This is a genomic window from Bradyrhizobium sp. SZCCHNRI1009 (genome assembly GCF_032487575.1).
Lineage (GTDB): Bacteria > Pseudomonadota > Alphaproteobacteria > Rhizobiales > Xanthobacteraceae > Bradyrhizobium.
This window is the reverse complement of the sequence record NZ_JAUEUL010000004.1, coordinates 100,871-124,954: the sequence shown is the minus strand read 5'-3', so window position 1 is coordinate 124,954 and position 24,084 is coordinate 100,871. Positions and strand designations below refer to the sequence as shown.

Sequence of the window (24,084 nt, the reverse complement as noted above, 5' to 3'; positions counted from 1 at the left end):
GCAGCCGTCCGCATTTGGCCAGGTGGAGCTGCGCCTCCGTGCCGCACGCGGCTGCGACCGAACATCCCGCCGTGATGTGCACGACGCCGCAGGGCCTGCTATAGCCCCGACCATGACCTCCACAGCCGGAACCAACCACGCACCGCCAACGGCGGCGCCGACGCCTCCCCTCGCGCTCGAGCTCTGGGACACGATCCGGCTCGCCGCACCGATGGCGCTGACGCAGTTGTCGCAGATCGCGATGATGTCGACCGACCTCGCCTTCATCGGCCGTCTCGGCGGCGATGCCGTCGCGGCGGCCGCATTGGCGGGCACGGTGTATTTCGTCGGCTCGACCTTCGGCATGGGCCTGATGTCGGCGGTGGCGCCGCTCGCCGCGCAGGCGTTCGGAGCCGCGGATGCAGCACTGGTGCGGCGCGCGCTCCGCGTTGGACTATGGGCCGGCCTGTTCATCGCGCTGCCGATCATGATGATCGCGCTGAACGGCGAGGCCATCCTGCTCACGCTCGGACAGGCCCCCGACGTCGCGCGTCCTGCGCAGGATTATCTGCGCGGCCTCGCCTGGGGTATTGCGCCGATGCTGTGGTTCATGGCGCTGCGCAGCTTCATGGGCGCGGTCAACCGCCCCGAGCCGGTGCTCTGGATCACACTGGCCGCGATCCCGCTCAACGCGCTGCTGGTCTATCCGCTGCTCTACGGCCACTGGGGTTTTCCGCGGCTGGGCCTGACCGGCGTCGGCCTCGCCACCTCGACCGTCAACCTGGGAACGTTCCTCGCCGGGCTGTGGTTCGCAGCGTTCCGCCCGCCGTTCCGCGACTACCACGTCCTCGCGCGACTGGGCCGTATCGACCGGCGACTGATGCGACAGCTCCTCATCATCGGCGCGCCGATCTCGCTGTCGTTCCTGCTCGAATACGGCCTGTTCTCCGCGGCCGCGATCCTGATGGGGCTGATCAGCACGGCCGCGCTCGCCGCGCACCAGATCGCGCTGCAGATCACCGCGATCCTGTTCATGGTGCCGTTCGGGATCAGCATGGCCGCGACCGTGCGCGTCGGCCACGCCGCCGGGCGCGATGATGCGACCGGCGTTCGCCGCGCCGGCCTGATGGCGATGTTGCTCGGCCTTTCACTCGCAGTGCTGTTCACGCTCGGCATCGTCATTGCGCGCCATGACATCGTGCAGCTGTTCCTCGGCTCCGGGATCTCCGATGCCGAAACGACAGCGGCGCTGGCCGCCACGCTGCTGCTCGTCGGCACGACGTTCTTCATCACGGACGCATTGCAGAGCATCGCGGTCGGCGCGCTGCGCGGCATCAAGGATACGCGGGTGCCGCTGCTGCTCGCCGTGCTCGGCTATTGGCTGATCGGCTTCCCCGCCTCTTATCTGCTTGGCCTCCACACCGCGCTCGGCGCGGTCGGAATCTGGATCGGCCTGTCGATCGGCACCACGATCTACGCCGCGCTGCTGGTGGTGCGCTTCCTGCGGCTGACCCGATGAAGAGTTCAGGCGCCGGCCGTATCGGACGACTCCCCGGGCTCCGGCCGATGCACCTTGCCGGCCGACGCTCCGGACCATTCGGCGACGACGCGCTCGAGGTCGATCAGGTTCTGCCGCATCTGGTCGAGCGAAAAGCCCAGAGCGAAGAAGCGCTCGGCGGCATCGCCGGGCAGCCCGCGCGTCAGCCCGTCGCTGCGGACGGCGGCGACCTGCTCGGCATAGGCTTTGACCGCAACATGGATCGGCCAGATCGGCGGTGGGCCGGAGCCGTTGCGGATGGCCGCGGCACAGCCGCGCAGATAGCTCGCGATCGCATCGCTGACGCGCGCCACCGGCGCCGACAAACGTGCCTGCAGCTCCGAGGGCAGCGGCACCACGCTGGCGCGGCCGATCATCACGACGTCATGGCGGAGGCGCAGGATCGTCCGCAGCAGCGGACCGGTGTCGGCGCCGGAGGACAGCCGCGCCGAGCGTTCGCGCTCGGCCTCCGCCCCGGTCGCGTTCAACTCGGTGAGCGCGGTGCCGATGCCGTCCTGGATCCGATGCAGCGCGTCGTTGTCGCGGCCGCGCGACAGGCCGGCCAGAAGCTCGGTCATTGCTGCGGCGATCAGTTCGAGCAGGCGGCCCGCCGCGCTGCGCATCTGGACATGCGCCCGCGACGGCAGCACGACGAACGATACGGCGAGGCCGGTGAACGCGCCGACCGCAACCTCGAACACACGGTCGATCGCCGATCCCAGCGGATCGAGATGGCCCATCGTGGGCACCAGGAGCACGATGACCGCGGTCACGGTGGCGGCGTTGAGGCTGGGATTGATCGCGGCGATGAAGGCGAGCGGGGTCACCGCCAGGATCAGCATGCCGAGCAGTTGCAATTCGCCGGAATGCGGAATGAACACGGTGATGGCGCCGCCATAGATCGCACCGCCGATGGTGCCGAACATGTAGTCGCGCGTCGCCTTCAGCGAACGCCCGACACTGCCTTGCGTCACGATCAGCGAGGTCAGCACCGCCCACAGCGGCAGCTTCAGGTGGAAGGCCGTGGCAACGGCAAAAGCGAGCGTCGCCGCCACCGTGCCGCGGACGGCCAGCGACATCTGCGCCTTGCGGCCGCGCAACCTGCCGAACAGCTCCTTGAACGACGCCATCAATCATCCACCTCGAACGGACCAGCGCGTCGGCATGGCAGCCTCCCACCGGGCCGGACCGGCTTGAAAGGCGGAATCAGCTTGCCTACCCTGGCTGCAACGATGTGAGGAAACACGATGGCCCAGGAAACCGCAACGCTCGCCGCCTACGTCGCCGCGCTGAAATACGACGATATCCCGCCCGAGGTGCTCGACCGCGCCAAGGTGCTGACGCTGGATTTTCTCGGCAGCGCCATCCGCGCCCGGCGCGAGGCGGAGTCGACGCCGTCGGTGGTGAACATGCTGGCGGCGCTGAAGCTGGATGCGGCGGGCGAGGCGACCGTGTTCGGCGACGACAGAACCTGGACGCCGGCGGTCGCGGCGCTGCTCAACGGCACGATGGGCCATTCGCTCGATTTCGACGATACCCACGCCGATTCCTCGCTGCATCCGAGCGCACCCGTGGTGCCGGCCGCGTTCGCCGTCGGCGAGATGGTCGGCGCCTCCGGCCGCGAGGTGCTGACCGCTATTGTCGCCGGCTACGAGGTGTGCTGCCGGCTCGGCAATGCGCTCGATCCGACCTCGCATTATGCCCGCGGTTTCCACCCGACCGCGACCGCCGGCACCTATGGTGCGGCGGCCGCCGCCGGCAAGCTGTTCGGGCTGTCCGAGCAGCAGTTGATCTACGCCTTCGGCGTCTCCGGCAGCCAGGCCGCGGGCTCGCTGCAGTTTCTCGTCAATGGCGCCTGGAACAAGCGCTATCAGGTCGGCGCGTCGGCGATGAACGGCGTGATCGCGGCCACGCTCGCCAAGAACGACTTCGTCGGCGCGATCGAATCCGTCGAGGGCAAGCACGGCCTGCTGGTCGGCTACACCGACACGCCGCACCATGAAAAGGCCGTCGCCGGGCTCGGCTCCACCTATGAGACGATGAAGATCGGCGTGAAGCCGTATCCGAGCTGCCGCTACACCCATGCCGCGATCGACGCCATCATCGCGCTGCGCCGCGAGCACAATCTGACGCCGGACCAGGTCAAGCGCGTCGAGATCGGCCTGCATCGCAACGGCATCACCTTGACGGGCGACGCCGCGACCAAGCGGCATCCGAGCTCGATCGTCGGCGGCCAGTTCTCGATGTTCTTCACCGGCGCGCTGGCGCTCGACCAGGGCCGCTTCGGCTGGGACGACTACACGCGCCTTGGTGACGCCGCGATCAACGCGCTCGCCGACAAGTTCGACGTCGTTCAGGATGACAAATTGGAGATCGGCCGCAGCCATCCGTTCGGCGCCCGCGTGACCATCACCACCGAGGACGGCGTGCACGAGCGGCTGCACGATGATCCCTCGGGCGAGCCGACCTCGTTTCCATCGGCGCAGGCGATGAGCGACAAGTTCATCACTTTGGCACGGCCGGTGCTGAGCAGCCGCGCGCAAAGCTTTGCCGATGCGATCCTGTCGCTGGAGCGTTTCGACCGTGTGGCGCGGGCGACGGCGTTGGGGAGAGTGTAGCGCATGCGTCATTCCCCTCTTGTCGCTGCGATCACGTCGCTCACGAGCTGCGCCACGCCGTCGGCCTCGGGCGGCCAGTTCACGGTGCGACCGAAGCGCGCGATGACGAGGCGCTCGGAGGGAATGACGATGACGTACTGGCCGAGCGTGCCCTTCGCGAAGACCGCATCGCGCGGCCAGCCATGCGCGATGCGGTAGTTGGCGCCAAAACTGTCGCCGCGGTTGGTCCAGAAGCCGGCGCCGAGGCCGACATAGGCGTTCGGTGTGGGCGTGCCGACATAGTCGACCCAGCCCGCGGGCAGGATGTGGCGGCCGGCGACCACGCCGTCGTCGAGATAGAGCTGGCCGAGCCGTGCCCAGTCGCGCGCCGAGGCCAGCATCTGGCTCGATCCCTCCGGCGTGCCGGCGGCGTCGAACTCGATCGTGACGCTGGCCATGCCGAGCGGATCGAACAGCTCGCGATGCGCGAAGCGCAGCACATCCGCGGCGCTGCCGCCGGCGGCATCGCGGATGAGATGGGAAAGGATGACGGTGTTGCCGTCGTGATAGTTGCTGACCGCGCCCGGAGCAGTCTCCATCGGCATGGATTCGGCAAAGGCCGCGCGGTCGGGCTCGACGAACTTCATCCGGTTGACCGGCTCGAGCGCCGACAACAGCGAGGCCTGCAGCGAGCTGCCGAGCGCGAGACCGGCGGTGTGGCGCAGCAGATGATCGACGGTGATGGCATGACGCGGATCGCTTTCGCTCTGCCACGCCGCCACCGGCGCGGGCGCATGCAGCGCGAGCTTGCCCTGGCGGATGAGAATGCCGATCAGGGTCGCGGTCATCGACTTGGTCGCGGAGAAGCCGAGCAGCGGCGTGTCGAGCGTGAAGCCGGGCGCGTAGCGCTCGGCGATGACCTTGCCGTCCTTCATCACCACGACGGCGTGGGTGCGCCGGAACGGTGGCACCTCCGGCTCGGCAAAGGCGCGGTCGAGCGCCGCGGCGAGCGCCGGTGTGGCCGGCACCACGACGTGCGGCGGAGCGATGTCGGGCAGCAAGGCCGGCTGCGGCGGCGACAACCGGACGGTCGGCCAGTCGCGGCTCTCGCCATGGTCCATGTGGCAGCCGAGCCCGTCGCGATACACGGCGTGGCTCCGGCCGAGCCCGAGCAGCGTCACGCTGACGTCCTTGGCGGCGCGATCGACGCGGACGTCCATTGCCCAGCTCAGCAGGCCGGCGCCAGGCATCGCGGCCCGGGTCTCGGAGAGCGTGCGGTCCGGGTCGAGACCGGAGACGAAGGTCTCCGAGCACAGCACGCTGGCGATGAAGCCGGTTGCCACCTTCGGCACATCGCGGGCGCGGGCGCCGCCGACCGCCAGGGCGGTCAGCGCGGTGGTGGCAACGAGAGCAGGCAGCAGGCGGCGTCTGGTCATGAGGAGCTCCGGAAGTTCGATCCGCCGGACCAGACCGCGGCTGCGGCCCGGATGCTCGCCGATTTCGCAAATCGCACCAGCCGGGAATGGCCGGGACCTCGCCGATTCTGGAATTCCTCCGTGATTTCAAGGCCGAGCAGATCACGCTGCGGCCAGCCTCATGCGCCGGTATTCGGTCGGCGTCACCCCAGTCACCGCCTTGAACGCCCGGTTGAACGGACCGAGCGACTGGAACCCGGCATCCATGGCGATGGTGATGACCGGCACCTCGGCCTGGGCGGGATCGGCGAGCGCGGCCTTGGCCTCCTCGATGCGGTGGGCGTTGAGGAAGGTGTTGAAGTTGCGGTAGCCGAGCTCGCCATTGATCAGCCGCCGCAACCGGTATTCAGGAATGGAGAGCCTGGTCGCCAGCATCCCGATGGTGACGTTGTCCCGCCGATAGATCCGCTCATCCGCCATCAGCCGCATCAGCGCGTCGACCAGCCTGCGGTCCGCGGCCCTGGGAGCCGTGGCTTCGGGCTCTGCGACCGGCGGTGTCTCCGGCGCGAACACATCGCCGGCACCGACCCTGAGCAGCATCAGCGCGACGGCGCCGACCACGACCAGGAACATCGCCGCATTGACCACATTGGCAAGCTCGGATGGGCCGCTGCCGGCGGACGCCATCTGCAGCAGCGCATTGACGCCACCGTAGGACAGCGCCGCGATCACGACGAAGGCCCGGATGCGCCGCCGTCCCTCGACGAGATCCGCCGACCAGGAGCGGAGGGTCTGCGCCAAGGTCAGGCCAAGAAAGCCGAGCGCCAGCACATTATTGGCGACGATCACGAGCCGGCCATGTCCGGCAGGCCCCAGCACGAGACAGCTGATCAGGCTGAAGCCGAACACAGCCAGCCAGATCAGGCCGTGCAGCCGACGCAACGCAAAGCCGTCGTCGAACAGCGCGCGGCAGAACAGCCAGAGCACGACGATGTCGGCCGTCGCGAGCGCAATCAGCGGCGCGGAAGCGAGCGATGGCGCCGCCGTCCCGCCGATGTTGAAGGTCGTCGCATGCGCGGCCGAGCCGAGCGCCAGGGCGATCGCCAGCCGGCCGCGCCATTGACCACCGAGATCACGTCCCAACGCGACGGCGAGCACGGCGAGCAGCGCAATGGCGGCGGCGCGAAGCACGAGATCGAGGCTGTCGAGCGTCATCGTCACGGATCCGTTGTCAGCGCCGGAACTCTAGGCCGGAGTGCCGCTCCGTTCAAATCACGCCGACGCCGCGACCTCATGCCCTGCCCTCGCCGTCGCGAAGCTGCTAGGCTCGCGTGACCACATCTCAGGAGCGTCCCATGAGCTGGCAGCCTTCGAACGATCCCGAATTCGGCGATCCCACCTCGTGCGATGCGCTGGAGCACGTCATCGTGCCGCGCACCCGTGATCTCGGCGACGGCTTTGCGGTACGCCGCGCGCTGCCGCATGGCCGCCGGCAGATGGTCGGGCCGTTCATCTTCTTCGACCATTTCGGTCCGGTGCAATTCGTCTCCGGCAAGGGCATGGACGTGCGGCCGCATCCGCATATCGGCTTGGCCACCGTCACCTATCTGTTCGACGGCGCCATCATGCATCGCGACAGCGAGGGCAACGTCCAGGAGATCCAGCCCGGCGCGATGAACCTGATGACCGCCGGCCGCGGCATCGCGCATTCCGAGCGCACGCCGGATCTGCAGCGGCAGAACGGCCAGAACATGCTGGGCCTGCAGAGCTGGATCGCGCTGCCGGTGGAATCGGAAGAGATCGCGCCGAGCTTCCAGCATTACGCGGCGGGCGCGCTGCCGACGGTCAGCGACACCGGCTTCTCCGCGCGCATCATTGCCGGCCGGGCGTTTGGAAAAGCCTCTCCGGTGACGATGGTTTCGCCCTGGTTCTATGTCGAGGTGACGGCGCAGGCCGGCACAGTGGTGCCGCTCGATCCGGACCACGAGGAGCGTGCGATCTACATCGTCGACGGCGAGGTCGAGATCGCCCGCGAGCGCCACGAGGGGCCGCGGCTGCTGATCTTCCGCCCGGGCGATGCCATCAGCGTGCGTACGGTGAAGCCGACCCGGATGATGTTCCTCGGCGGCGACGCGCTGGAGGGGCCGCGCCACGTCTGGTGGAATTTCGTCTCCTCCAGCAAGGAGCGCATCGAGCAGGCCAAGCAGGACTGGAAAACCGGCCGCTTCGCCGCTGTTCCCCAGGAGCACGAGTTCATTCCGCTGCCGGAATAGGCTATGGGAGGCGATGCTCCCTTTCGAAGGCCCCGAACGATGACCACGCTTCTCGCCAGCAATCTGCCGCTCCCGAAGATCGGCCGCGGCAAGGTCCGCGACATCTATGCCGTCGGCGACGACCGCGTGCTGCTGCTGACCACCGACCGCATCTCGGCCTTCGACGTCGTGATGAACGAGACCATCCCGATGAAGGGCGCAGTGCTGACGCAGATCTCGGCCTACTGGTTCAACGCGCTGGAAGGCGTCGTGCATCACCACATGATCTCGGCCGACACCGACGAGATCATCGCCGAGGTGCCGGCGCTGCAGCCGCATCGCGAGGAGATCCTCGGGCGGGCGATGCTGTGCAAGCGCACCACCGTGTTTCCGATCGAATGCGTGATCCGCGGCTATCTCTCCGGCTCGGCCTGGAAGGAATATGCCGCGAGCGGCACGCTCGCCGGCGAGCAGCTTCCCGCGGGCCTGGTCGAGAGTGAGAGGCTCGAGCCCGCGATCTTCAGCCCGGCGACCAAGGCCGAGACCGGCCACGACGAGAACATCACCATCGCCAGGATGCGCGAGGTGGTCGGCGACGACACGGCCTACACGCTGGAGAGCATGACGCGCGCGGTCTATACGCTCGGCGAGAAGCTCGCACGCGAGCAGGGCATCATCATCGCCGACACCAAGTTCGAGTTCGGCCGCGACAAGGATGGAAACATCATCCTGATCGACGAGGTGATGACACCGGATAGTTCGCGCTTCTGGGCGGTCGACGCCTATCAACCGGGCCGGCCGCAGCCGAGCTTCGACAAGCAGCCGCTGCGCGACTATCTCGATGCGGAGCGCAAGGCCGGCCGCTGGAATGGCGACGCCCCGCCGCCGCCCTTGCCCCAGAGCGTGGTGGATGCGACGAGCCGGCGCTATCTCGAGGCCTTCCGGCGTGTCACCGGGCGTGACCTGAACATTTGACGGCTGCCTGCGCAGTGCGGAGCTGAGCGGCATCAGAGCGCCGACGCGTTTGAACGTTCTCGCGGCTTCACAACCCGAGCTTTGCAGATCGTTCTCGCCCTCGAAATCGCGAGGGCGCAGGGAAGGCCGGGAGCTGGCTGCTCCCATGGCCCGCGTGCGGAAAAAAATGCACGCGGCGGTCACCACAGGTTCAGCCGAGACATCCCGGCCCTCCCTGCGCGATGGGCTTACGGCTGCTCCGAGCTCTCCCCGGGGACCGGCTTGTTTGCCCCCGTCGCCTCAGCGACACGTCCTGTCACGGATCGCATCCCCACAGGCTTGACGCCAGCACCGGGGCGTCAGGACCACACGGCTTGACCGTCCGCGCGCTGCCATTCGTCAGCGCAAAAGCACCTGACAGACACGCGGCCACCGCTCCCCGCCTCTACGTATCGTGACGACGCGCACGCCCCTCTGCATGAGGACGGGATGCGCGGAGTAAATCACGATTTCTGAAAAATAGCAATACTGATTTTCGGTCGAGCGAGCTGGACTAGCAGCATCGTGTTCGCTGCGAACGCCGCTATCCCCTGCGCGACAGGTGCTTGACCAGGAATTCGCTCAGCGCATCGATCCGCGCCGGCCGGACGCGAGACGTCGGGGTGATGAAGTACAATCCGCCGCCCGGCAGCTTCCAGTCGGGGAGCAGGATCTCCAGCCGGCCCTCGGCGAGGTGCGGCTCGGCCACGAAGCACGGCAGTTCGGCGATGCCGATGCCGTCCAGCAGCGCCGGCATCAGCGCATCGATGTTCGTCACCGACAGCGGACCGGTCGGAGTCACCGTGGCTTCGCTGCCGTCCGTATGCGTGAGCTGCCAGGTCGCCGTCCGTGCGCGATAGGCGTAGCCGAGACAATGATGGACGTTCAGCTCAGCCGGCGTTTGCGGCCGGCCGTATCGGGCGATGTAGGCCGGCGACGCGACGAGGAAGCGGCTCATCGCGCGCAGGCGCCGTGCGATCAACGATGAATCCGGCAGCGCGGCGATCCGCAGCGCCGCATCGAAGCCATCGCCGATCAGGTCGATGGTGGCGTCGCTCAGATGCAGGTTGAGCGTGATCTCGGGATACTGCCGCACGAACGCGGGAAGGAGCGGACTGACTTCGCGCAGGCCGAACGACATCGGCACCGCGAGATTGACCGTGCCGCGTGGCTGGCTCGACAGTTCGCGCGCCGCGCTTTCCGCCTCCTCGGCCTCCTGCAACATGCGCGCGCCGCGCTCCGCGAGCCGGCGGCCGAAGTCGGTCAGGGCCAATTTGCGTGACGTCCGGTTGAACACCTGGGCGCCGAGCCGGTCCTCGAGGCGGCCGATGGCCCGGGACACCGTCGCCACCGACAGGTTCAGCGCCCGGGCGGCCCCGGCGAAGGAGCGCTCCTCGGCCACCCGCGCCAGCAGCGCAAGGCCCTCGAAGTCCGGCAGTCGAGACATTTATATCGACATTCCTGCAAGGATGACTTTCAACCATTTCTATATCGAAAAGATCGAGCGGCCGCCATCTTCTGTTCGTCACCACAACAGGAGAAAACACCATGTCCCAGAAGCTCAGCGGAAAGATCGCGGTCGTGACCGGCGGCACCAGCGGCATTGGCCTCGCGACTGCCAGGCGCTTCGCGGCCGAGGGCGCCGAGGTCATCATCACCGGACGCCGCAAGCCGGAACTCGAGGCCGCCGTGGTCGCGATCGGCAAGAGCGCAACCGGCGTGCAGGCGGATGCGTCCAAGCTCGCTGACCTCGACGCTCTCTTTCAGAAGGTAAAGCAGGATTTCGGCCGCATCGACGTCCTGTTCGTCAACGCCGGCGGCGGATCGATGCTGCCGCTCGGCCAGATCACCGAGCAGCAATATGACGACACGTTCGACCGCAACGTGAAGGGCGTGCTGTTCACCGTGCAGAAGGCGCTGCCGCTGCTGCGCGACGGCGCCTCGGTGATCCTCACCGGCTCCACGGCGGGCACCGAGGGCACGCCCGCGTTCAGCGTCTACGGTGCCTCGAAGGCTGCGGTGCGCGCCTTCGCGCGCAACTGGATCCTCGATCTCAAGGATCGGCGCATCCGCGTCAACACGCTGAGCCCCGGCGCCACCAAGACGCCGGGCCTCGTCGAACTCGCCGGTCCCGATGCCGCGCAGCAGCAGGGCCTGCTCGATTATCTCGCCTCGCGCATTCCGCTCGGACGAGTCGGCGATCCCGACGAGATCGCCAAGGCGGCGGTGTTCCTCGCCTCCGATGACGCCAGCTTCGTCAACGGCACCGAGCTGTTCGTCGATGGTGGACAGGCGCAGGTCTGAAGCCGCGTCCTCCGGATTCCTCCCACGTGAAAGACAAGCCAATGACTGAGAATGAACGCATCATCCGCAAGCTCTACGAGGTTGCGGAGATCCAGGATGCGCGCGGCTTCACGGCCATGTTCACCGAGGACGGCTACTTCTGGGACGTGTCGGCCGGCAAGCGCTACGAGGGCGCGGACATCGGCAAGACCGTCGACATCTACGCTCAAGCGTTTCCCGACATGCATCGGGCGCTCGATCTGGTCTACGTCGAAGGCGACGTCGTCGTCGTCGAGCTGTCGCTCAACGGCACGCACAAGGGGCCGCTGGCGCTGCCGCTCGGCACGATCCCGGCGACCGGGCGCGAGATCCACGCGCCATGCTGTGACGTCTTTCACCTCGAAAACGGCAAGGTGAAGTCGTTTCACTGCTACACGGCCGCTACCATCATGATGGGCCAGCTCGGCCTGCTCGACAATCTCGCAAACTCGGCGAGCCGCTGAAGCGCCCCGATCACAACCGCGCCGCGTGCGGCCTTGCCGCACGCGGAACGACAACCAATCACAGGAACGAGTCATGTCGAATCCATCAGACGAGTACGACCATCTTCTCCGGTCGAACCTCAATCGCGTCTTCAACGAGCGCGATCCTGCCAAGCGCGCGGAAGCGATCGCCGAGCTGTTTGTCGAAACTCCGATCATGTTCGAGCCGACCAACGTCGTGAACGGTCGAGCCGGGATTTCACGCGTCGCCGGAGATCTGCTTCAACAATTCGGGCCTGATTTCGTCTTTGTGCCGGTGGGCACCGCGGTGGGCCACCATGGCCTGGCGCATCTGCCTTGGCAGGCAGGGCCGAAAGATGGCCCCGTGGCTGTGACCGGCGCTGACGTGGCGGAGATCGTCGACGGCCGGATCGCACGGCTTTGGGTGCTATTGAACACCCCGGCTTAGAGGCCCTTTGTGGGCCTCGCCGTTCGAGACGACCGCCTGCGGCCGGGCTCCTCCCGGTGAGGAGCGCCGAAGGCGCGTCTCGAACCATGAGAATCCAACTAATCTTCGAAACCCACGAATACCGTCGCGTCCTTCACCGGCTTCCGCTCCGACACCACGGCATTGGCGGGGAAATCGTGATCCGGCCAGCCGAGCGCGATGCTCTTCATGATGACCTGGTCGTCGGCGATGCCGGCGTGCTCGCGAACGACGGGCGACTGCATGATGCCCTGGCTGTTGATGACGGCGCCGAGGCCGCGCGACCAGGCGGCGTTGACCAGCGCATTGGTGACGGCGCCGCAATCGAACGGCGTGTCGTCGCTGCCGTCCAGCGCGCGATCATAGGTCACGATGATGCAGACCGGCGCGTCGAACTGACGGAAGCCGCGCAGCACCCAGTCCTGGCGCTTGTCCTTGTCGTCGCGTGCGATGCCCATCGCGGAGAACAACTGCTTGGCGACCTGCACCTGGCGCTCGCGATGCGCGCCTGCAAAGGGCTGGCCGATGCGGAATTCGCGCGACTGCGGAACGCCGGCAACCATCCGCTCGGTATTGCCGGCACGGATGCGGTTCAGCGGCTCGCCGGTGATGACGTAGAAATTCCAGGGCTGGCTGTTCATCGACGACGGCGCGCGCATGGCGAGCCCGATGATCTCCTCGATCAGCGCCCGCGGCACCGGATCGGGCTTGTAGCCGCGGATGCTGCGGCGGCCGAGGATGACGTCGTCGAACTGCATGTGTATGAGAGCCCCGTGATGACAGCTGATCTGCCGGGAATATTCGCGGCTTTCCGGTTCCGGTGCAAGGTTGACGAGCGAACTGAGAGGAACGTCGCGAGGGCAGGGGTCGCGATCGAGCTAGACCTTCAGCATCGACAGCACGGCGCGCGCGAGATCGGCCGGGCTTTCCACGAGGCGGTCGGCGCCGGCCGTCTCGAGCTCATCGCGGCTGCCATAGCCCCAGAGCACTCCCAGGCTGCGCATCCTGACCGCGTGGGCGCCGGCGATGTCGTGGCGGCGGTCGCCGACCATGATCGCATCGGACGGCGCGATATTCCGCTTGGTGAGAATATGCGCGAGCAGCTCCGGCTTGTGGTCCAGCTCGCCTGACGGCACCGATCCATTGATGGCTGTGAACAGCGATGCGAGATCGAGATGCTCGAGGATGCGGCGGGCAAACACTTCTCGTTTGGATGTCGCGAGATAGAGCCGCAAACCCGCACCATGCATCGTATGCAGCGCGTCGCGGATGCCGGGATAGAGCGTGCTGTCGAACAATCCGCTCTCGCCGTAATGCTGGCGATAGGCGGTCACCGCTTCGTCGACGCGATCGTCGTCATAGGCCTGCAGCAGCGCCCGCAACATGTCCTGCAGCGGCGGCCCGATGACACCGCGGATATCGAGCGTCTCGTCCGGCGCATGCCCGAGCGCGCGCAACGCTGCCACGGCGCTGGCGGCGATGCCGGGCTGGGAGTCGATGAGGGTGCCGTCGAGGTCGAGCAGCACTGAGTAAACCTGAGACATGTCCGAGCATAGCGGCGAGTGTGAGGGGCGTAAACGCCCGCTCCGTCCTGCGCAGACGCAGGCATCAGTTCCGCCGCGACAACGGATGCATCAGGCCGGTGGCATCAGCAATTGCCCGCGGTCAGCCACAGGCCTACGCTGACAAGAAACTCCAGGGAAGGAACCACGCCGATGGCGCAGATCGCGACGATCGAGACTGGGCTCTACCGCATTCCGCTCAGCGTCACGCTGTCCGACAGCACGCATGGCGCGATGACGGCCTTCGAGCTGATCACCTGCCGTGTCCGCGATGCCGACGGCGCGGAGGGCGTGGGCTACACCTACACGGTGGGCCGCAATGGCGGCGCCGTCGCCGACATCGTCGGGCGGGAGATTCCCGAACTGATCGCGGGCCGTGAGGTCGACGACACCGCGGCGATCTGGCAGCGGGTGTGGTGGGGTCTGCATTATGGCGGACGCGGCGGGCCTGTCGTGCTGGCGCTATCGGCGCTCGACATCGCGCTGTGGGACCTCAAGGCCAGGCGCGCGAAGCTGCCGCTGTTCCGGCTGCTCGGCGGCTTCGATGCCCGGGTGCCCTGCTATGCCGGCGGCATCGACCTCGATCTGTCGGTCGACGCGCTGCTGAAGCAGACCGACGACAATCTCGCCAAGGGCTTTCGCGCCATCAAGATGAAGGTCGGCCGGCCGGCTCTCTCCGCCGACGTCGCGCGCGTGCAGGCGATGCGGCAACATCTCGGCGACGGCTTTCCTCTGATGGCCGATGCCAACATGAAGTGGACGGTCGAGGAGGCGATCCGCGCCGCCCGCGCGTTGCAGCCGTTCGATCTCACTTGGCTGGAGGAGCCGACCATTCCCGACGACATCGCCGGCCACGCGCGCATCCTGAGCGCCGGCGGCGTGCCGATCGCGGCCGGTGAAAATCTGCGCTCGCTGTGGGACTTCAAGAACTACATCGCCGCCGGTGCGGTGTCCTATCCCGAACCCGACGTGACCAATTGCGGCGGCGTCACCGCGTTCATGAAGATCGCGCGGCTCGCCGAGGCGTTCAATCTGCCGGTGACCAGCCATGGCGCGCACGATATCACCGTGCACCTGCTGGCGGCCTGCCCGAACCGCTCGTTCCTCGAAGCGCACGGTTTTGGCCTCGACCGCTACATCGAGCATCCGCTCGTGCTCAGGGATGGCCTGGCCCAGGCGCCGGCGCGGCCGGGCCATGGCATCGCGTTCGACTGGGAGGGGCTGGCGAAGCTCGCGGCGTAATGCGGCCGATGCTGGGACACCACTGCTGACACAAGGCTGTCAGCAGCCCTGCGATAGCGGGTCGGGGACCGATCCTCGAACGCAAGGTAAAAGTCATGAAGTTCGCATCGACCCGTCTGGTGGCGGCCGACATCAAGGCCGTGGTCAGCTTCTACGAAAAGGTCACCGAGCAGACGGCGGATTGGCTGGCGCCGGTGTTCGCCGAGATCGTCACGTCGCGCGCAACGCTCGCGATCGGCAGCGCCGAGACCGTGGCGCTGTTCAAGGAGGGCAGCGCCGAGCCCGGCGCCAATCGCAGCGCCATTCTGGAGTTCGAGGTCGATGACGTGGATGGTGATTTCGCGCGGTTGAAGGACGAGGTCGAGGTGGTGCACGCGCCGAAGACGATGCCGTGGGGCAACCGCGCCGCTCAGTTCCGCGACCCGGAGGGCACGATCGTGAGTTTGTATACGCCGGTGAGCGACGCAGCCAGACAGCGCTTCGGATCACGCTGAAGAGACTCGCGGGCGCGCATCCGCCCTAAGCCTTTGCGCTCGGACGGCTCGAAACCTCGCCGTACCATCGCCTGAGATGATGGAGATGATTCGGCGGATCGAGCTTGGCGCGGGCTGCAAAGTCGACCGACACCATGGCGGTGATGTCGGCGATGCTGAAATCGGGCCCGCAGACGAAGGCGTGCTCGGCCAGCCGCGCGTCGAGCCATGCGAAGTAGTGCGCGACGCGCAGGCGTCCGCGCTCCGCGAGCGCCGGGATCTGCTCAAGCGGCAGCGGACCCGGCAATGCCCGGCGCTCCAGCCCAGGGGTGCCGTTGCGAAAGGCCTCCTGGAGAGCGTGGAGACCGTCCCATTCGATCCGCCGGATCCAGCATTCGATGAGCGCCCGTTCTTCGGCGTCGCGGCCCATCAGAGGCGGTGCGGGATGCAGCTCCTCGAGATAGCGGCAGATCGCGATGACGTCGGTGATGGCAGCCCCGCTGTCGAGCTCCAGCACCGGAACGGTGCATTGCGGATTCAGCGCGCGAAACTCCGGCTCGAACTGCTCGCCGGCACGCAGATCAAGCCGAACCATGGGAATGGCGAGACCTTTCTCGGCGAGAAAGATCCGCACGCGGCGCGGGCTTGGGGCGACTGCGGCATCGTACAGCTTCATGAGCGTTCTCTCTGTCTGACCAAACCACGGGCGCGTGACGTCGGAACGAGTCGGCGCGGGTCGTTCTGCGCTGTCACGATCGACGTCGTGGCATGTTCCCAGGCCCGCGGCCTCGGTGGTCATGACGCAGCCGGATCAGTCAGCCCCGAAAATCTCGTCCTGATCCATCCGCACCGCGCGCAACTTGCGCGTCCTGCGCCAGTCCTCTTGCTGCGAGAAGACGGCGTAAGTGATCAGCAGCGAGCGGCGGCGGGCGCCGCTGCGGTTGCGCGTCGCGCCGTGCAGCAGGTTGACGTCGAACAGCAGGATGTCGCCGGCCTCGCCCGCCGTGACGAACGCAGACGACGCGGCCCGCGCATCGTCCGCGTCGAGGCGATGCGAGCCCGGCACCACTTGCGTGGCGCCATTGTCGGGGCCGAAGGAATCGAGAAAGGCCAGCGCCGACACGGCGTCGGTGCGCCGGCGATCGACGCCGTCGCGATGCAGCGGCTGCTGGCCGCCATCGGCACACGGCTCGCGCCCTTCGACCTGGCCGAGGAAGAACGGCGCCTTCAGGACATGATGCACGGCGGCGAGCATCACCGGCAGGCGGCAGACCTGCTGCACCGTCGCATCGAGATCGACCATGGCGTGGCGCCAGTCGCGGCCGCGCGGCACCGGCCATTGCTCGGACGGCCGCGTGCCCAGCTCGAAGGCGTCGCGTAATGCGACAAGCCAGTCCGCCGGAATCGCACCGCGCAGCAGCAGATAGCCATCCCCATCGAGGCGGCGCGCCTCCGCGTCCTGAAGCTGGCCGACGCTGCTGCGCGTGAGGGCTGCGGTCATAGTGGGCTCGCACAAGAGAGGGCGTGGTTCGCTGCATCATGGTCGGCGATCCGGCGCTCCGCGGCAAGCGTCCGCTCGCTCCCAGGTCGCCAGGTGCCCCTCGCTGCTGCATTCATCCGGCCATGACCGCCATCGCTCCGGAGGACGCTGAGACGATGGGCCGCACCGCGACCCGGGCGGCTCGCCGGGGCCAGTTTACGTTTCATTAACCCCCTCGACCTACGTCTCGTTAGCAACACTCTGCAACGATCCGACATACGGGGTAAACGAGCAATCGAGCTCCTTGGAAGCACGCATGGTCGCCATCCAAAGCACCAACCAGATCTCGCCCGCCAATGAGCGGGTCTATCGCCAGAGCAACCTGCTGGGCGAGTGGAAGGGCAGTTGGACGGCCAACGGCCAGGCCGTGAGCTTCAAGGTCATCAACATCAGAGGCGCCGCGGCGACGGTGGAATACACCCACAACGGCCGCACCGAGCGCGGCATCGGCCAGGTGAACGGCTCGACCATCGACTTCGGCGCGGTCACGCTCGGCACCAAGAACGGCAAGAACGCGGTGCTGCTGTTCTCGGCCGGCGGCGGCAAGGCCACCGCGATGCTTGAAAAGCAGGCGCCTCCAGCCGACGAGAGCAATCTGGTCGGCAGCTGGGCCGGCTACTCCGGCGAGAACGGCCAGAGCGCGAGCTTTCGCGTGCTGTCCGTCAGCGGCAAGGAGGCGCAGGTCAGCGTGACGACCAACGGCGTCACGCGCGAGGGCACGGGGATCGTCTACAACAACGTCATCATGTTCGGCCAGTCGCAGATCTCGACGACCGACGGCAAGAGCGGCAAGGTCATCTTCCAGGTCGGCAACAAGTCCTACCTGGTACCGGTCGACAAGCTGCCCAAGACGGCCTGATTCCCAATATCGCCTCGCCTGAACTCAGGCGTCCGAGGTTCAGACGCCCGCCATCATCACGTATTTGATCTCGAGATATTCCTCGATGCCGTGATGCGAGCCCTCGCGTCCGAGGCCGCTTTCCTTGACGCCGCCGAACGGCGCGACCTCGGTGGTGATCAGGCCGGTGTTGACGCCGACCATGCCCGACTCCAGCGCCTCCGCGACGCGCCAGACCCGGCCGAGATCGCGGGCGAAGAAGTAGGACGCGAGACCGAACGGCGAGGCGTTGCACATCGCGATCACATCGGCCTCGCTATGGAAACGAATGACCGGCGCGAGCGGGCCGAACGTCTCTTCATGCGCGACCAGCGCATCGGCCTTCACGTCCGACAGCACGGTCGGCTCGAAGAAGGTGCGGCCGAGCGCATGGCGCTTGCCGCCGGTGACGATCCTGGCGCCGCCCTTGACCGCATCGGCGATGTGGCGCTCGACCTTCTCGACCGCGTCCTCGTTGATCAGCGGTCCCTGCACCACACCGGCCTCGGTGCCGTCGCCGATCTTCATCGCCGCGACCCTGGCGGCGAGCTTGTGCACGAACTGGTCGTAGATGCCGTCCTGCGCGTAGAGGCGGTTGGCGCAGACGCAGGTCTGGCCCATGTTGCGATATTTCGAGACCATCGCGCCCTCGACGGCGGCATCGACGTCGGCATCGTCGAACACCACGAACGGCGCGTTGCCGCCGAGCTCGAGGCCGAGCTTCTTCACAGTGCCGGCCGACTGGCGATAGAGAATCTTGCCGACCTCGGTCGAGCCGGTGAAGCCGACGAAGCGCACCGACGGATGCTCGCACAGCACCTTGCCGATCGGAGGCGCATCGCCGGTGATGATGTTGAGCGCGCCCGCAGGAATCCCGGCGCGCTCGGCCAGCACGGCGAGCGCCAGCGCCGACAGCGGCGTCTCGTTGGCCGGCTTCAGCACCACGGTGCAGCCGGCCGCCAGCGCGGGCGACACCTTGCGGGTGATCATCGAGTTCGGGAAATTCCACGGCGTGATGGCGCCGCAGACGCCGATCGGCTGCTTCAGCGCCAGGAGACGTGCATCCGGCTTCTGCGTCGGGATGGTCTCGCCATAGACGCGGCGCGCCTCCTCGGCGAAGAACTCGATATAGGCGGCGCCGATATCGACCTCGCCGAGCGCCTCCGTCAGCGGCTTGCCCTGCTCGGAGGTCAGGATCAGCGCGAGGTCCTCGCGGTTGGCCGTGATGAGCTCGAACCATTTGCGCAAGATGTTGGAGCGCTGCTTGGCGGTCAGCCTGGCCCAGGTCGGGAACGCGCGCGCGGCGGCCTCGACGGCTCGCGTGGTCTCCGCCGCGCCGAGTTGCGCGACCTTGGCGAGCTCGGCGCCGGTGGCGGGATTGTTGACCGGGAGCACCGGCGTACCGACCCACGCACCATCGATGTAGCACTGCTCACGCAGCAGCGACGGATCCTTCAGGCGGTCACGCAGGCTCGGAGCGGCAGTGGAGGCACGGGCGGCGGCGGGCGGTGTCATCGGGCTACTCCTCGGAGCGAGCGATCTTTCCCCCGACTATAGCCAAGCCCCGGCGGCAGCGCACGACTCGTGCGCCTCCTCAACGGTACATTCGATCCGGCGATCCGTGCCTGTACGGCACCGGATGCTGAATGCCGACGCGCCGGCGCGGGATCAGGCCGCGCCGCTCATATAGGTCTCGCGGCGGCCGATCATGCGCTCCGCCGCCGCCTTGGCGTCGGCCTTGGTCGAGGTGGCGCAGGTGCGGTATTCCAGGTCCGGCAAGGTGGCGGGATCACGACGGCCGAACCATGATTTCTGCCCCACGGGCAGCAGCGCCAGCGCCTGCGCCACATTGTCGACCGCGCCGAACGCGTACAGCGCTCCGGTCGCCGCAATGCGCACTTCGTAGATGCCGGGCGTGATGGGCGCCTCGATATTGTCACCGCGCCCCGGGCGGGGATACCGCTTCCACTCGCTCCATGTCGAAATCATATCGCCCCCAACGGCGGACATTGCCGCCAAAACACGTCATCGGCTCGAAAAAGCCGGTTCTCGAACTCTTTAATGCAAAAATGGTTGCAACTCACAACAGGCGCAAGCCCGTGGTGGGAACATGGCCCCCATGTGTCGGTCTCGCGGCTACGTGGAACTAATCATGATTCTGGCGGAAAATTGAAGCGCTGTGGCCTCCGCAGCGCTGTTGTCCCCGGCTGCTTCGTTCGCGCCGCATCATCACGAGATCGCGACCGGCCGTGGGACCGGCGGTCCTTGCTGGCCGGGCCGGCGCGAGGAACAATCGCCTACCGTCATCAAGAACGGAACGGAGGAGACCATGCAGAACAAGACCGACATCGACGGCGTGCTGCGGCAGAAGGCGGAGGCGGGAGCGATCCCCGGCGTCGTCGCCGTCGCCGCCGACAGCAACGGCATCATCTACGAAGGCGCCTTCGGCAGGCGAGACCTCGGCCGCGACGATCCGATGACCGCCGACAGCGTGTTCTGGATCGCCTCGATGACCAAGGCCATCACCTGCGCGGCCGGGATGCAGCTGGTCGAGCAGGGCCGGCTGTCGCTGGATGCGCCGATCGGCACGGTGCTGCCCGACCTCGCGGCGCCCAAGGTGCTCGACGGCTTCGACGCCAATGGCGACCCGATCCTGCGGCCGGCGAAGACCGCGATCACGCTGCGCCATCTGATGACTCACACCGCCGGCTTCTGCTACGACATGTGGAACGGCGACATGGCCACTTATGTGCAGAAGGCCGGCACGCCCGGCATCATTACCTGCAAGAACGATGCGCTGGCGCTGCCACTCGCCTCCGATCCCGGCACGCGCTGGGAATACGGCATCAACATCGACTTCGTCGGCAAGGCGGTCGAGGCCGCCAGCGGCCAGAAGCTCGACGCCTATTTGCGCGACCATCTGTTCGCGCCGCTCGGCATGGACGACACCGGCTTCAAGCTCGGTCCGTCGCAGCGCGCCCGCCTGGTCGGCATGCATGCGCGCGGCGAGGACGGCAGTCTCGCGCCGATTCCGTTCGAACTCGAGCAGGAGCCGGAATTCCACATGGGTGGCGGCGGGCTCTACGGCACGGCCGGCGACTACATCCGCTTCACCCGGATGATCCTCAACAATGGCCGCGGCAACGGCAACCAGGTGCTCAAGCCCGAGACGGTCGCGGCGATGCGCGACAACCACATCGGCGAGCTCGAGATGACGAAGATGGCCGCGGCCGTGCCCGGCGTGACCAACGACGTCGATCTCTATCCCGACATCGTCAAGAAATGGGGCCTCAGCTTCATGATCACGACCGCGCAGACTCCGGAAGGCCGCAGCGCCGGCAGCCTCGCCTGGGCCGGCCTTGCCAACACCTACTACTGGATCGATCCGGCGCGTGACGTCACCGGCGTGATCCTGATGCAGCTGCTGCCGTTCGCCGACCGGCTGTGCCTGGAGACCTTTGCCGGCTTCGAGCGCGGCGTGTATGCCGGGCTGGATGCGGCGGGCAAGAAGGCGGCGTGAGAGAACCCAACGCTCGATCCACGCAGGCAAGATCGTGGTTAGTTGCGCGTCATGCCCGGGCTTGTCCCGGGCATCCACGTCTTTGATCCTGCAAACCGAAGATCGTGGATGGCCGGGTCAAGCCCGGCCATGACGATGGAGAGAGATGTGTCACACGCGACAGAGAATGGCCGAGCCGCCTCAGCCCAGGCCTAAACCTTCAGCCCGCTCTGCACCGCCAGTTCCTTCAGCGACACCTGCGGCCTTGCGCCGATGTGCTGGATCACTTCGGCCGCAGCCAGGCCGCCGAGGCGGCCGGCCATCTCGTAGCCGGTCTTGCGCACCAGCCCGAACAGGAAGCCGGCGGCGAACAGATCGCCGGCGCCGGTGGTATCGACCAGGCTCTCGATCGGATGCGCCGGCACCGAGATCACGCCGTCATTCGACACCACGACGCAGCCCTTTTCGCTGCGGGTGACGATGCCGAGCGTGGCGTCCTCGCGCAGCTGCTTCAGCGCGCCGTCGAAATCCGAGGTCTGGTACAGCGAATGCAGCTCGGCCTCGTTGGCGAACACGAGATCGACGGTGCCGCCGCGCATCAGGTCGAGAAACTCCTCGCGATAGCGGTCGACGCAGAACGAATCCGACAGGGTCAGCGCGACCTCGCGTCCGGCGTCATGCGCGATCGCCGCCGCCTTCACGAACGCATCCTTGGCGTCCTTCGGGTCCCACAGATAACCTTCGAGATAGATGATGCGCGCCGCCGCAATCTGCGCGGGATCGATGTCCGCGGCGGTGAGATTTTGCGCGGCGCCGAGATAGGTGTTCATGGTGCGCTCGCCGTCCGGCGTCACCAGGATGTAGCAGCAGCCGGTCGCCGGGCCGTCGGCAGCGGGCGCGGTATCGAAGGTCACGCCGGCGGCACGGATATCGTGCCGGTACATCCGGCCGATCTGGTCGTCCTTGACCTTGCCCACGTAGGCGGCACGCGCGCCCAGGCTGGCGAGGCCGGCGATGGTGTTGGCCCCCGAACCGCCGGACATCTCGGTGGCCGGGCCCATATCGGCATAGATCGCGGCCGCGCGGGCCTCGTCGATCAGCGCCATGCTGCCCTTGGTCATGCCGTGCCGGGCGAGAAAGGCTTCATCGGCATGCACCAGCACGTCGAAGATCGCGTTGCCGATCCCGAGAACATCGTATTTCGCGTCAGTCATCCACTGGCCCCGTTTACGGCGTTTTGCAAACGCTGCGGCCTATCACAAGCGGCGCTGCTATAGAAGCCTGATGATCCGCTCATTCGTGACTGTGTCGTCAGGAACACTGGCTTCGCGCCTGCTCGGCTTCATCCGGGATGCGCTGATGGCCGCGCTGCTCGGCGCCGGTCCGGTTGCGGACGCATTTCTCGCAGCGTTTCAACTCGTCAACGTCATCAGGCGATTGCTGACGGAGGGCGCCCTCAATGCGGCCCTGGTGCCGGCCTGGCTGCGAATATACCAGCAGGCTGGTACGACACATGCGGCAGCTTTTGCCGGCCGTGTGCTCGGCACCGTCAGCGCCGGCCTGCTCGCCGCCACCCTGGTGCTGGCGCTGCTGATGCCGTTCGTGATGACCCTGCTCGCGCCGGGCTTCGCCGGTGAAGAGACGCTCACCTTGGCCGTCAATGATGCCAGGCTGATGCTGCCCTATCTCGCCTTCGCCGGCCCCTCGACGGTGCTGCTCGCACTGTCCAGCGCGCAACGACGCTTCGCGCTCGCGGCCTTCGCCCCGCTGCTGTTCAACGTGGCATTGATCAGCGTGACCATCGTGTTGCTGATGCAACATCCGGATCCCTCGCGGGCCGCGCTGATGCTCGCCGCGACCATCGGCATCGCCGGGCTGCTGCAGCTCGCGTTGCTCGCGCGGCGCGGACGCAGCAGCCGCATTGCCGCGCCGGTGCGTATCGCCCTCGACGCCGAGATGCGCGGCTTCTTCGCCAAGGCGCTGCCCGGCATGGTCGCCAGCGCCGGCCCGCAACTGCTCGCGGTCGGCGGCGCGATCATCGCCTCCACCTCGCCGTCCGCGGTGTCGTGGCTGTATTTCGCCAACCGCCTGATCGAGCTGCCGCTCGGGCTCGTCGGCGTTGCCATGGGCACGGTGCTGGTGCCGGAGCTGACGCGCGCGCTGCACGAGGGCAACAAGGCGGCTCTCGCGGAGGTGCAATCGCGCGGCCTCGAGCTTACGATCGGGCTCGCGCTGCCTGCGACGCTCGGACTCATGATCCTGAACGAGCCGATCATTCGTTTGCTGTTCGAACATGGCGCATTCAGTTCGGACGATGCCGCCGCGACGGCGCAGGTGCTGACATGGCTCGCGGCAGCGTTGCCGGCGCAGGTGCTGACCAAGGCGCTGCAGCCCGCCTTCTTCGCGCGCGAGGACACGCAGACGCCGCTGCGCGCGACGTTGATCGGATGCTCTGTCGCGATCGCGCTGGCGTTCCTGCTCGCACACGTCTTCGCGGCAAGCGGCATCGCGGCGGGGCTCGCGCTCGGTGCCTGGGCCAATGCCGCGGTCTTGATCCGGCGCGGCGCCACGCGCTTCGGTTTCGCGCTTTCCCCGGCCTCGCGACGCCGGCTGCCGCGCATCACGCTGGCCGCCATGGTCATGGGCGCGGTCCTCTGGATCGCCGCCGGACGCTTTGCCGGCACCTGGAGCAGCAGCCATCTCGGCGCGGCCGCGCTGCTCGGCGCCCTGATCGGCGGCGCCGTCATCCTCTACGGAGGGCTTCTCGTGTCCCTCGGCGCCGTGAGCTGGCGCGAAACAGTCCGGGCGATCCGGCAAAAGCCCGCCGCCGACTTGCACCTTTGAGGCGCACGTGCCAAACGACGCC

23 protein-coding genes are annotated in these 24,084 nt (G+C 67.3%); 12 read left to right on the top strand and 11 right to left on the bottom strand.

The window, feature by feature from the left end; all coding sequences use genetic code 11:
- The first annotated feature begins 112 nt into the window (after window positions 1-112).
- Complete coding sequence (locus tag QX010_RS09640) at window positions 113-1,498, top strand: MATE family efflux transporter (RefSeq protein ID WP_316179085.1); 1,386 nt, start codon at window positions 113-115, stop codon at window positions 1,496-1,498.
- A 5-nt stretch (window positions 1,499-1,503) separates the two neighbouring features.
- Here QX010_RS09640 and QX010_RS09635 read toward each other — a convergent pair whose 3' ends face one another.
- On the bottom strand, window positions 1,504-2,646 hold the full coding sequence (locus QX010_RS09635) for an FUSC family protein (protein ID WP_316179083.1): 1,143 nt from the start codon (window positions 2,644-2,646) through the stop codon (window positions 1,504-1,506).
- Window positions 2,647-2,763: 117 nt separating this feature from the next.
- Here QX010_RS09635 and QX010_RS09630 point away from each other — a divergent pair, with 117 nt between their 5' ends.
- A complete protein-coding gene (locus QX010_RS09630; protein WP_316179081.1) occupies window positions 2,764-4,134 on the top strand; it encodes an MmgE/PrpD family protein in 1,371 nt (456 codons plus the stop codon).
- 8 nt (window positions 4,135-4,142) lie between these two features.
- On the opposite strand, the gene QX010_RS09625 is transcribed toward QX010_RS09630, so the two are convergent.
- Together QX010_RS09625 and QX010_RS09620 are read right to left on the bottom strand one after the other, a co-directional pair.
- Complete coding sequence (locus QX010_RS09625; RefSeq protein WP_316179079.1) at window positions 4,143-5,549, bottom strand: serine hydrolase; 1,407 nt, start codon at window positions 5,547-5,549, stop codon at window positions 4,143-4,145.
- A 141-nt stretch (window positions 5,550-5,690) separates the two neighbouring features.
- Window positions 5,691-6,743, bottom strand: coding sequence for a helix-turn-helix domain-containing protein (locus QX010_RS09620; RefSeq protein WP_316179077.1), 1,053 nt, complete (start codon window positions 6,741-6,743; stop codon window positions 5,691-5,693).
- A gap of 140 nt (window positions 6,744-6,883) precedes the next feature.
- Here QX010_RS09620 and QX010_RS09615 point away from each other — a divergent pair, with 140 nt between their 5' ends.
- Both QX010_RS09615 and QX010_RS09610 read left to right on the top strand, forming a co-directional pair.
- Complete coding sequence (locus tag QX010_RS09615; RefSeq protein WP_316179076.1) at window positions 6,884-7,801, top strand: pirin family protein; 918 nt, start codon at window positions 6,884-6,886, stop codon at window positions 7,799-7,801.
- A gap of 39 nt (window positions 7,802-7,840) precedes the next feature.
- On the top strand, window positions 7,841-8,755 hold the full coding sequence (locus QX010_RS09610) for a phosphoribosylaminoimidazolesuccinocarboxamide synthase (RefSeq protein ID WP_316179075.1): 915 nt from the start codon (window positions 7,841-7,843) through the stop codon (window positions 8,753-8,755).
- Window positions 8,756-9,317: 562 nt separating this feature from the next.
- Here the strand turns inward: QX010_RS09610 and QX010_RS09605 are convergent.
- On the bottom strand, window positions 9,318-10,220 hold the full coding sequence (locus tag QX010_RS09605; RefSeq protein WP_316179074.1) for a LysR family transcriptional regulator: 903 nt from the start codon (window positions 10,218-10,220) through the stop codon (window positions 9,318-9,320).
- A 101-nt stretch (window positions 10,221-10,321) separates the two neighbouring features.
- Between QX010_RS09605 and QX010_RS09600 the strand changes: the two genes are divergently transcribed.
- From QX010_RS09600 to QX010_RS09590, 3 genes are all read left to right on the top strand, one after another.
- Complete coding sequence (locus QX010_RS09600) at window positions 10,322-11,077, top strand: glucose 1-dehydrogenase (RefSeq protein WP_316179073.1); 756 nt, start codon at window positions 10,322-10,324, stop codon at window positions 11,075-11,077.
- A 41-nt stretch (window positions 11,078-11,118) separates the two neighbouring features.
- Complete coding sequence (locus QX010_RS09595) at window positions 11,119-11,559, top strand: nuclear transport factor 2 family protein (protein WP_316179072.1); 441 nt, start codon at window positions 11,119-11,121, stop codon at window positions 11,557-11,559.
- 73 nt (window positions 11,560-11,632) lie between these two features.
- Window positions 11,633-12,007, top strand: a complete 375-nt coding sequence (locus QX010_RS09590; RefSeq protein WP_316179071.1) for a nuclear transport factor 2 family protein — start codon at window positions 11,633-11,635, stop codon at window positions 12,005-12,007.
- A gap of 98 nt (window positions 12,008-12,105) precedes the next feature.
- Here the strand turns inward: QX010_RS09590 and QX010_RS09585 are convergent, their stop codons facing one another.
- Entirely contained in the window at window positions 12,106-12,783 is a 678-nt protein-coding gene (locus QX010_RS09585) for a nitroreductase (protein ID WP_316179070.1), read from the bottom strand.
- Window positions 12,784-12,903: 120 nt separating this feature from the next.
- The gene (locus QX010_RS09580; RefSeq protein ID WP_316179068.1) at window positions 12,904-13,569 is read right to left on the bottom strand and encodes an HAD hydrolase-like protein; all 666 of its coding nucleotides are present in this window, start codon (window positions 13,567-13,569) and stop codon (window positions 12,904-12,906) included.
- Window positions 13,570-13,740: 171 nt separating this feature from the next.
- Between QX010_RS09580 and QX010_RS09575 the strand changes: the two genes are divergently transcribed.
- Together QX010_RS09575 and QX010_RS09570 are read left to right on the top strand one after the other, a co-directional pair.
- Window positions 13,741-14,829, top strand: a complete 1,089-nt coding sequence (locus tag QX010_RS09575) for a mandelate racemase/muconate lactonizing enzyme family protein (RefSeq protein WP_316179066.1) — start codon at window positions 13,741-13,743, stop codon at window positions 14,827-14,829.
- A 95-nt stretch (window positions 14,830-14,924) separates the two neighbouring features.
- Entirely contained in the window at window positions 14,925-15,323 is a 399-nt protein-coding gene (locus tag QX010_RS09570) for a VOC family protein (RefSeq protein WP_316179064.1), read from the top strand.
- A 25-nt stretch (window positions 15,324-15,348) separates the two neighbouring features.
- Here QX010_RS09570 and QX010_RS09565 read toward each other — a convergent pair whose 3' ends face one another.
- On the bottom strand, window positions 15,349-15,978 hold the full coding sequence (locus tag QX010_RS09565) for a glutathione S-transferase (protein ID WP_316179413.1): 630 nt from the start codon (window positions 15,976-15,978) through the stop codon (window positions 15,349-15,351).
- Between the two features lie 135 nt (window positions 15,979-16,113).
- Window positions 16,114-16,803, bottom strand: a complete 690-nt coding sequence (locus QX010_RS09560) for a phytanoyl-CoA dioxygenase family protein (RefSeq protein ID WP_315803909.1) — start codon at window positions 16,801-16,803, stop codon at window positions 16,114-16,116.
- Between the two features lie 295 nt (window positions 16,804-17,098).
- Between QX010_RS09560 and QX010_RS09555 the strand changes: the two genes are divergently transcribed.
- On the top strand, window positions 17,099-17,701 hold the full coding sequence (locus QX010_RS09555; protein ID WP_316179062.1) for a hypothetical protein: 603 nt from the start codon (window positions 17,099-17,101) through the stop codon (window positions 17,699-17,701).
- 39 nt (window positions 17,702-17,740) lie between these two features.
- Here QX010_RS09555 and QX010_RS09550 read toward each other — a convergent pair whose 3' ends face one another.
- The gene (locus tag QX010_RS09550) at window positions 17,741-19,234 is read right to left on the bottom strand and encodes an NAD-dependent succinate-semialdehyde dehydrogenase (RefSeq protein WP_316179061.1); all 1,494 of its coding nucleotides are present in this window, start codon (window positions 19,232-19,234) and stop codon (window positions 17,741-17,743) included.
- Between the two features lie 153 nt (window positions 19,235-19,387).
- Entirely contained in the window at window positions 19,388-19,708 is a 321-nt protein-coding gene (locus QX010_RS09545) for a hypothetical protein (protein ID WP_315803912.1), read from the bottom strand.
- Window positions 19,709-20,048: 340 nt separating this feature from the next.
- On the opposite strand from QX010_RS09545, the gene QX010_RS09540 reads away from it, so the two are divergent.
- Window positions 20,049-21,239: a serine hydrolase domain-containing protein gene (locus QX010_RS09540; RefSeq protein ID WP_316179059.1), complete on the top strand. Its 1,191-nt coding sequence runs from the start codon at window positions 20,049-20,051 to the stop codon at window positions 21,237-21,239.
- Between the two features lie 191 nt (window positions 21,240-21,430).
- Here the strand turns inward: QX010_RS09540 and QX010_RS09535 are convergent, their stop codons facing one another.
- Window positions 21,431-22,432 carry an adenosine kinase gene (locus tag QX010_RS09535; protein ID WP_315803914.1) on the bottom strand — a complete coding sequence of 334 codons (1,002 nt, stop codon included), beginning with the start codon at window positions 22,430-22,432 and terminating at the stop codon, window positions 21,431-21,433.
- 70 nt (window positions 22,433-22,502) lie between these two features.
- On the opposite strand from QX010_RS09535, the gene murJ reads away from it, so the two are divergent.
- A complete protein-coding gene (gene murJ, locus QX010_RS09530; protein ID WP_316179058.1) occupies window positions 22,503-24,062 on the top strand; it encodes a murein biosynthesis integral membrane protein MurJ in 1,560 nt (519 codons plus the stop codon).
- The last annotated feature ends 22 nt before the right edge of the window (window positions 24,063-24,084 follow it).

Bases quoted from the DNA above. Each gene is read 5' to 3' on its own strand.
- QX010_RS09640 (WP_316179085.1), top strand. From the start codon at position 113: ATGACCTCCACAGCCGGAACCAACCACGCACCGCCAACGGCGGCGCCG.
- QX010_RS09635 (WP_316179083.1), bottom strand. From the start codon at position 2,646: ATGGCGTCGTTCAAGGAGCTGTTCGGCAGGTTGCGCGGCCGCAAGGCG.
- QX010_RS09630 (WP_316179081.1), top strand. From the start codon at position 2,764: ATGGCCCAGGAAACCGCAACGCTCGCCGCCTACGTCGCCGCGCTGAAA.
- QX010_RS09625 (WP_316179079.1), bottom strand. From the start codon at position 5,549: ATGACCAGACGCCGCCTGCTGCCTGCTCTCGTTGCCACCACCGCGCTG.
- QX010_RS09620 (WP_316179077.1), bottom strand. From the start codon at position 6,743: ATGACGCTCGACAGCCTCGATCTCGTGCTTCGCGCCGCCGCCATTGCG.
- QX010_RS09615 (WP_316179076.1), top strand. From the start codon at position 6,884: ATGAGCTGGCAGCCTTCGAACGATCCCGAATTCGGCGATCCCACCTCG.
- QX010_RS09610 (WP_316179075.1), top strand. From the start codon at position 7,841: ATGACCACGCTTCTCGCCAGCAATCTGCCGCTCCCGAAGATCGGCCGC.
- QX010_RS09605 (WP_316179074.1), bottom strand. From the start codon at position 10,220: ATGTCTCGACTGCCGGACTTCGAGGGCCTTGCGCTGCTGGCGCGGGTG.
- QX010_RS09600 (WP_316179073.1), top strand. From the start codon at position 10,322: ATGTCCCAGAAGCTCAGCGGAAAGATCGCGGTCGTGACCGGCGGCACC.
- QX010_RS09595 (WP_316179072.1), top strand. From the start codon at position 11,119: ATGACTGAGAATGAACGCATCATCCGCAAGCTCTACGAGGTTGCGGAG.
- QX010_RS09590 (WP_316179071.1), top strand. From the start codon at position 11,633: ATGTCGAATCCATCAGACGAGTACGACCATCTTCTCCGGTCGAACCTC.
- QX010_RS09585 (WP_316179070.1), bottom strand. From the start codon at position 12,783: ATGCAGTTCGACGACGTCATCCTCGGCCGCCGCAGCATCCGCGGCTAC.
- QX010_RS09580 (WP_316179068.1), bottom strand. From the start codon at position 13,569: ATGTCTCAGGTTTACTCAGTGCTGCTCGACCTCGACGGCACCCTCATC.
- QX010_RS09575 (WP_316179066.1), top strand. From the start codon at position 13,741: ATGGCGCAGATCGCGACGATCGAGACTGGGCTCTACCGCATTCCGCTC.
- QX010_RS09570 (WP_316179064.1), top strand. From the start codon at position 14,925: ATGAAGTTCGCATCGACCCGTCTGGTGGCGGCCGACATCAAGGCCGTG.
- QX010_RS09565 (WP_316179413.1), bottom strand. From the start codon at position 15,978: ATGAAGCTGTACGATGCCGCAGTCGCCCCAAGCCCGCGCCGCGTGCGG.
- QX010_RS09560 (WP_315803909.1), bottom strand. From the start codon at position 16,803: ATGACCGCAGCCCTCACGCGCAGCAGCGTCGGCCAGCTTCAGGACGCG.
- QX010_RS09555 (WP_316179062.1), top strand. From the start codon at position 17,099: ATGGTCGCCATCCAAAGCACCAACCAGATCTCGCCCGCCAATGAGCGG.
- QX010_RS09550 (WP_316179061.1), bottom strand. From the start codon at position 19,234: ATGACACCGCCCGCCGCCGCCCGTGCCTCCACTGCCGCTCCGAGCCTG.
- QX010_RS09545 (WP_315803912.1), bottom strand. From the start codon at position 19,708: ATGATTTCGACATGGAGCGAGTGGAAGCGGTATCCCCGCCCGGGGCGC.
- QX010_RS09540 (WP_316179059.1), top strand. From the start codon at position 20,049: ATGCAGAACAAGACCGACATCGACGGCGTGCTGCGGCAGAAGGCGGAG.
- QX010_RS09535 (WP_315803914.1), bottom strand. From the start codon at position 22,432: ATGACTGACGCGAAATACGATGTTCTCGGGATCGGCAACGCGATCTTC.
- murJ (WP_316179058.1), top strand. From the start codon at position 22,503: ATGATCCGCTCATTCGTGACTGTGTCGTCAGGAACACTGGCTTCGCGC.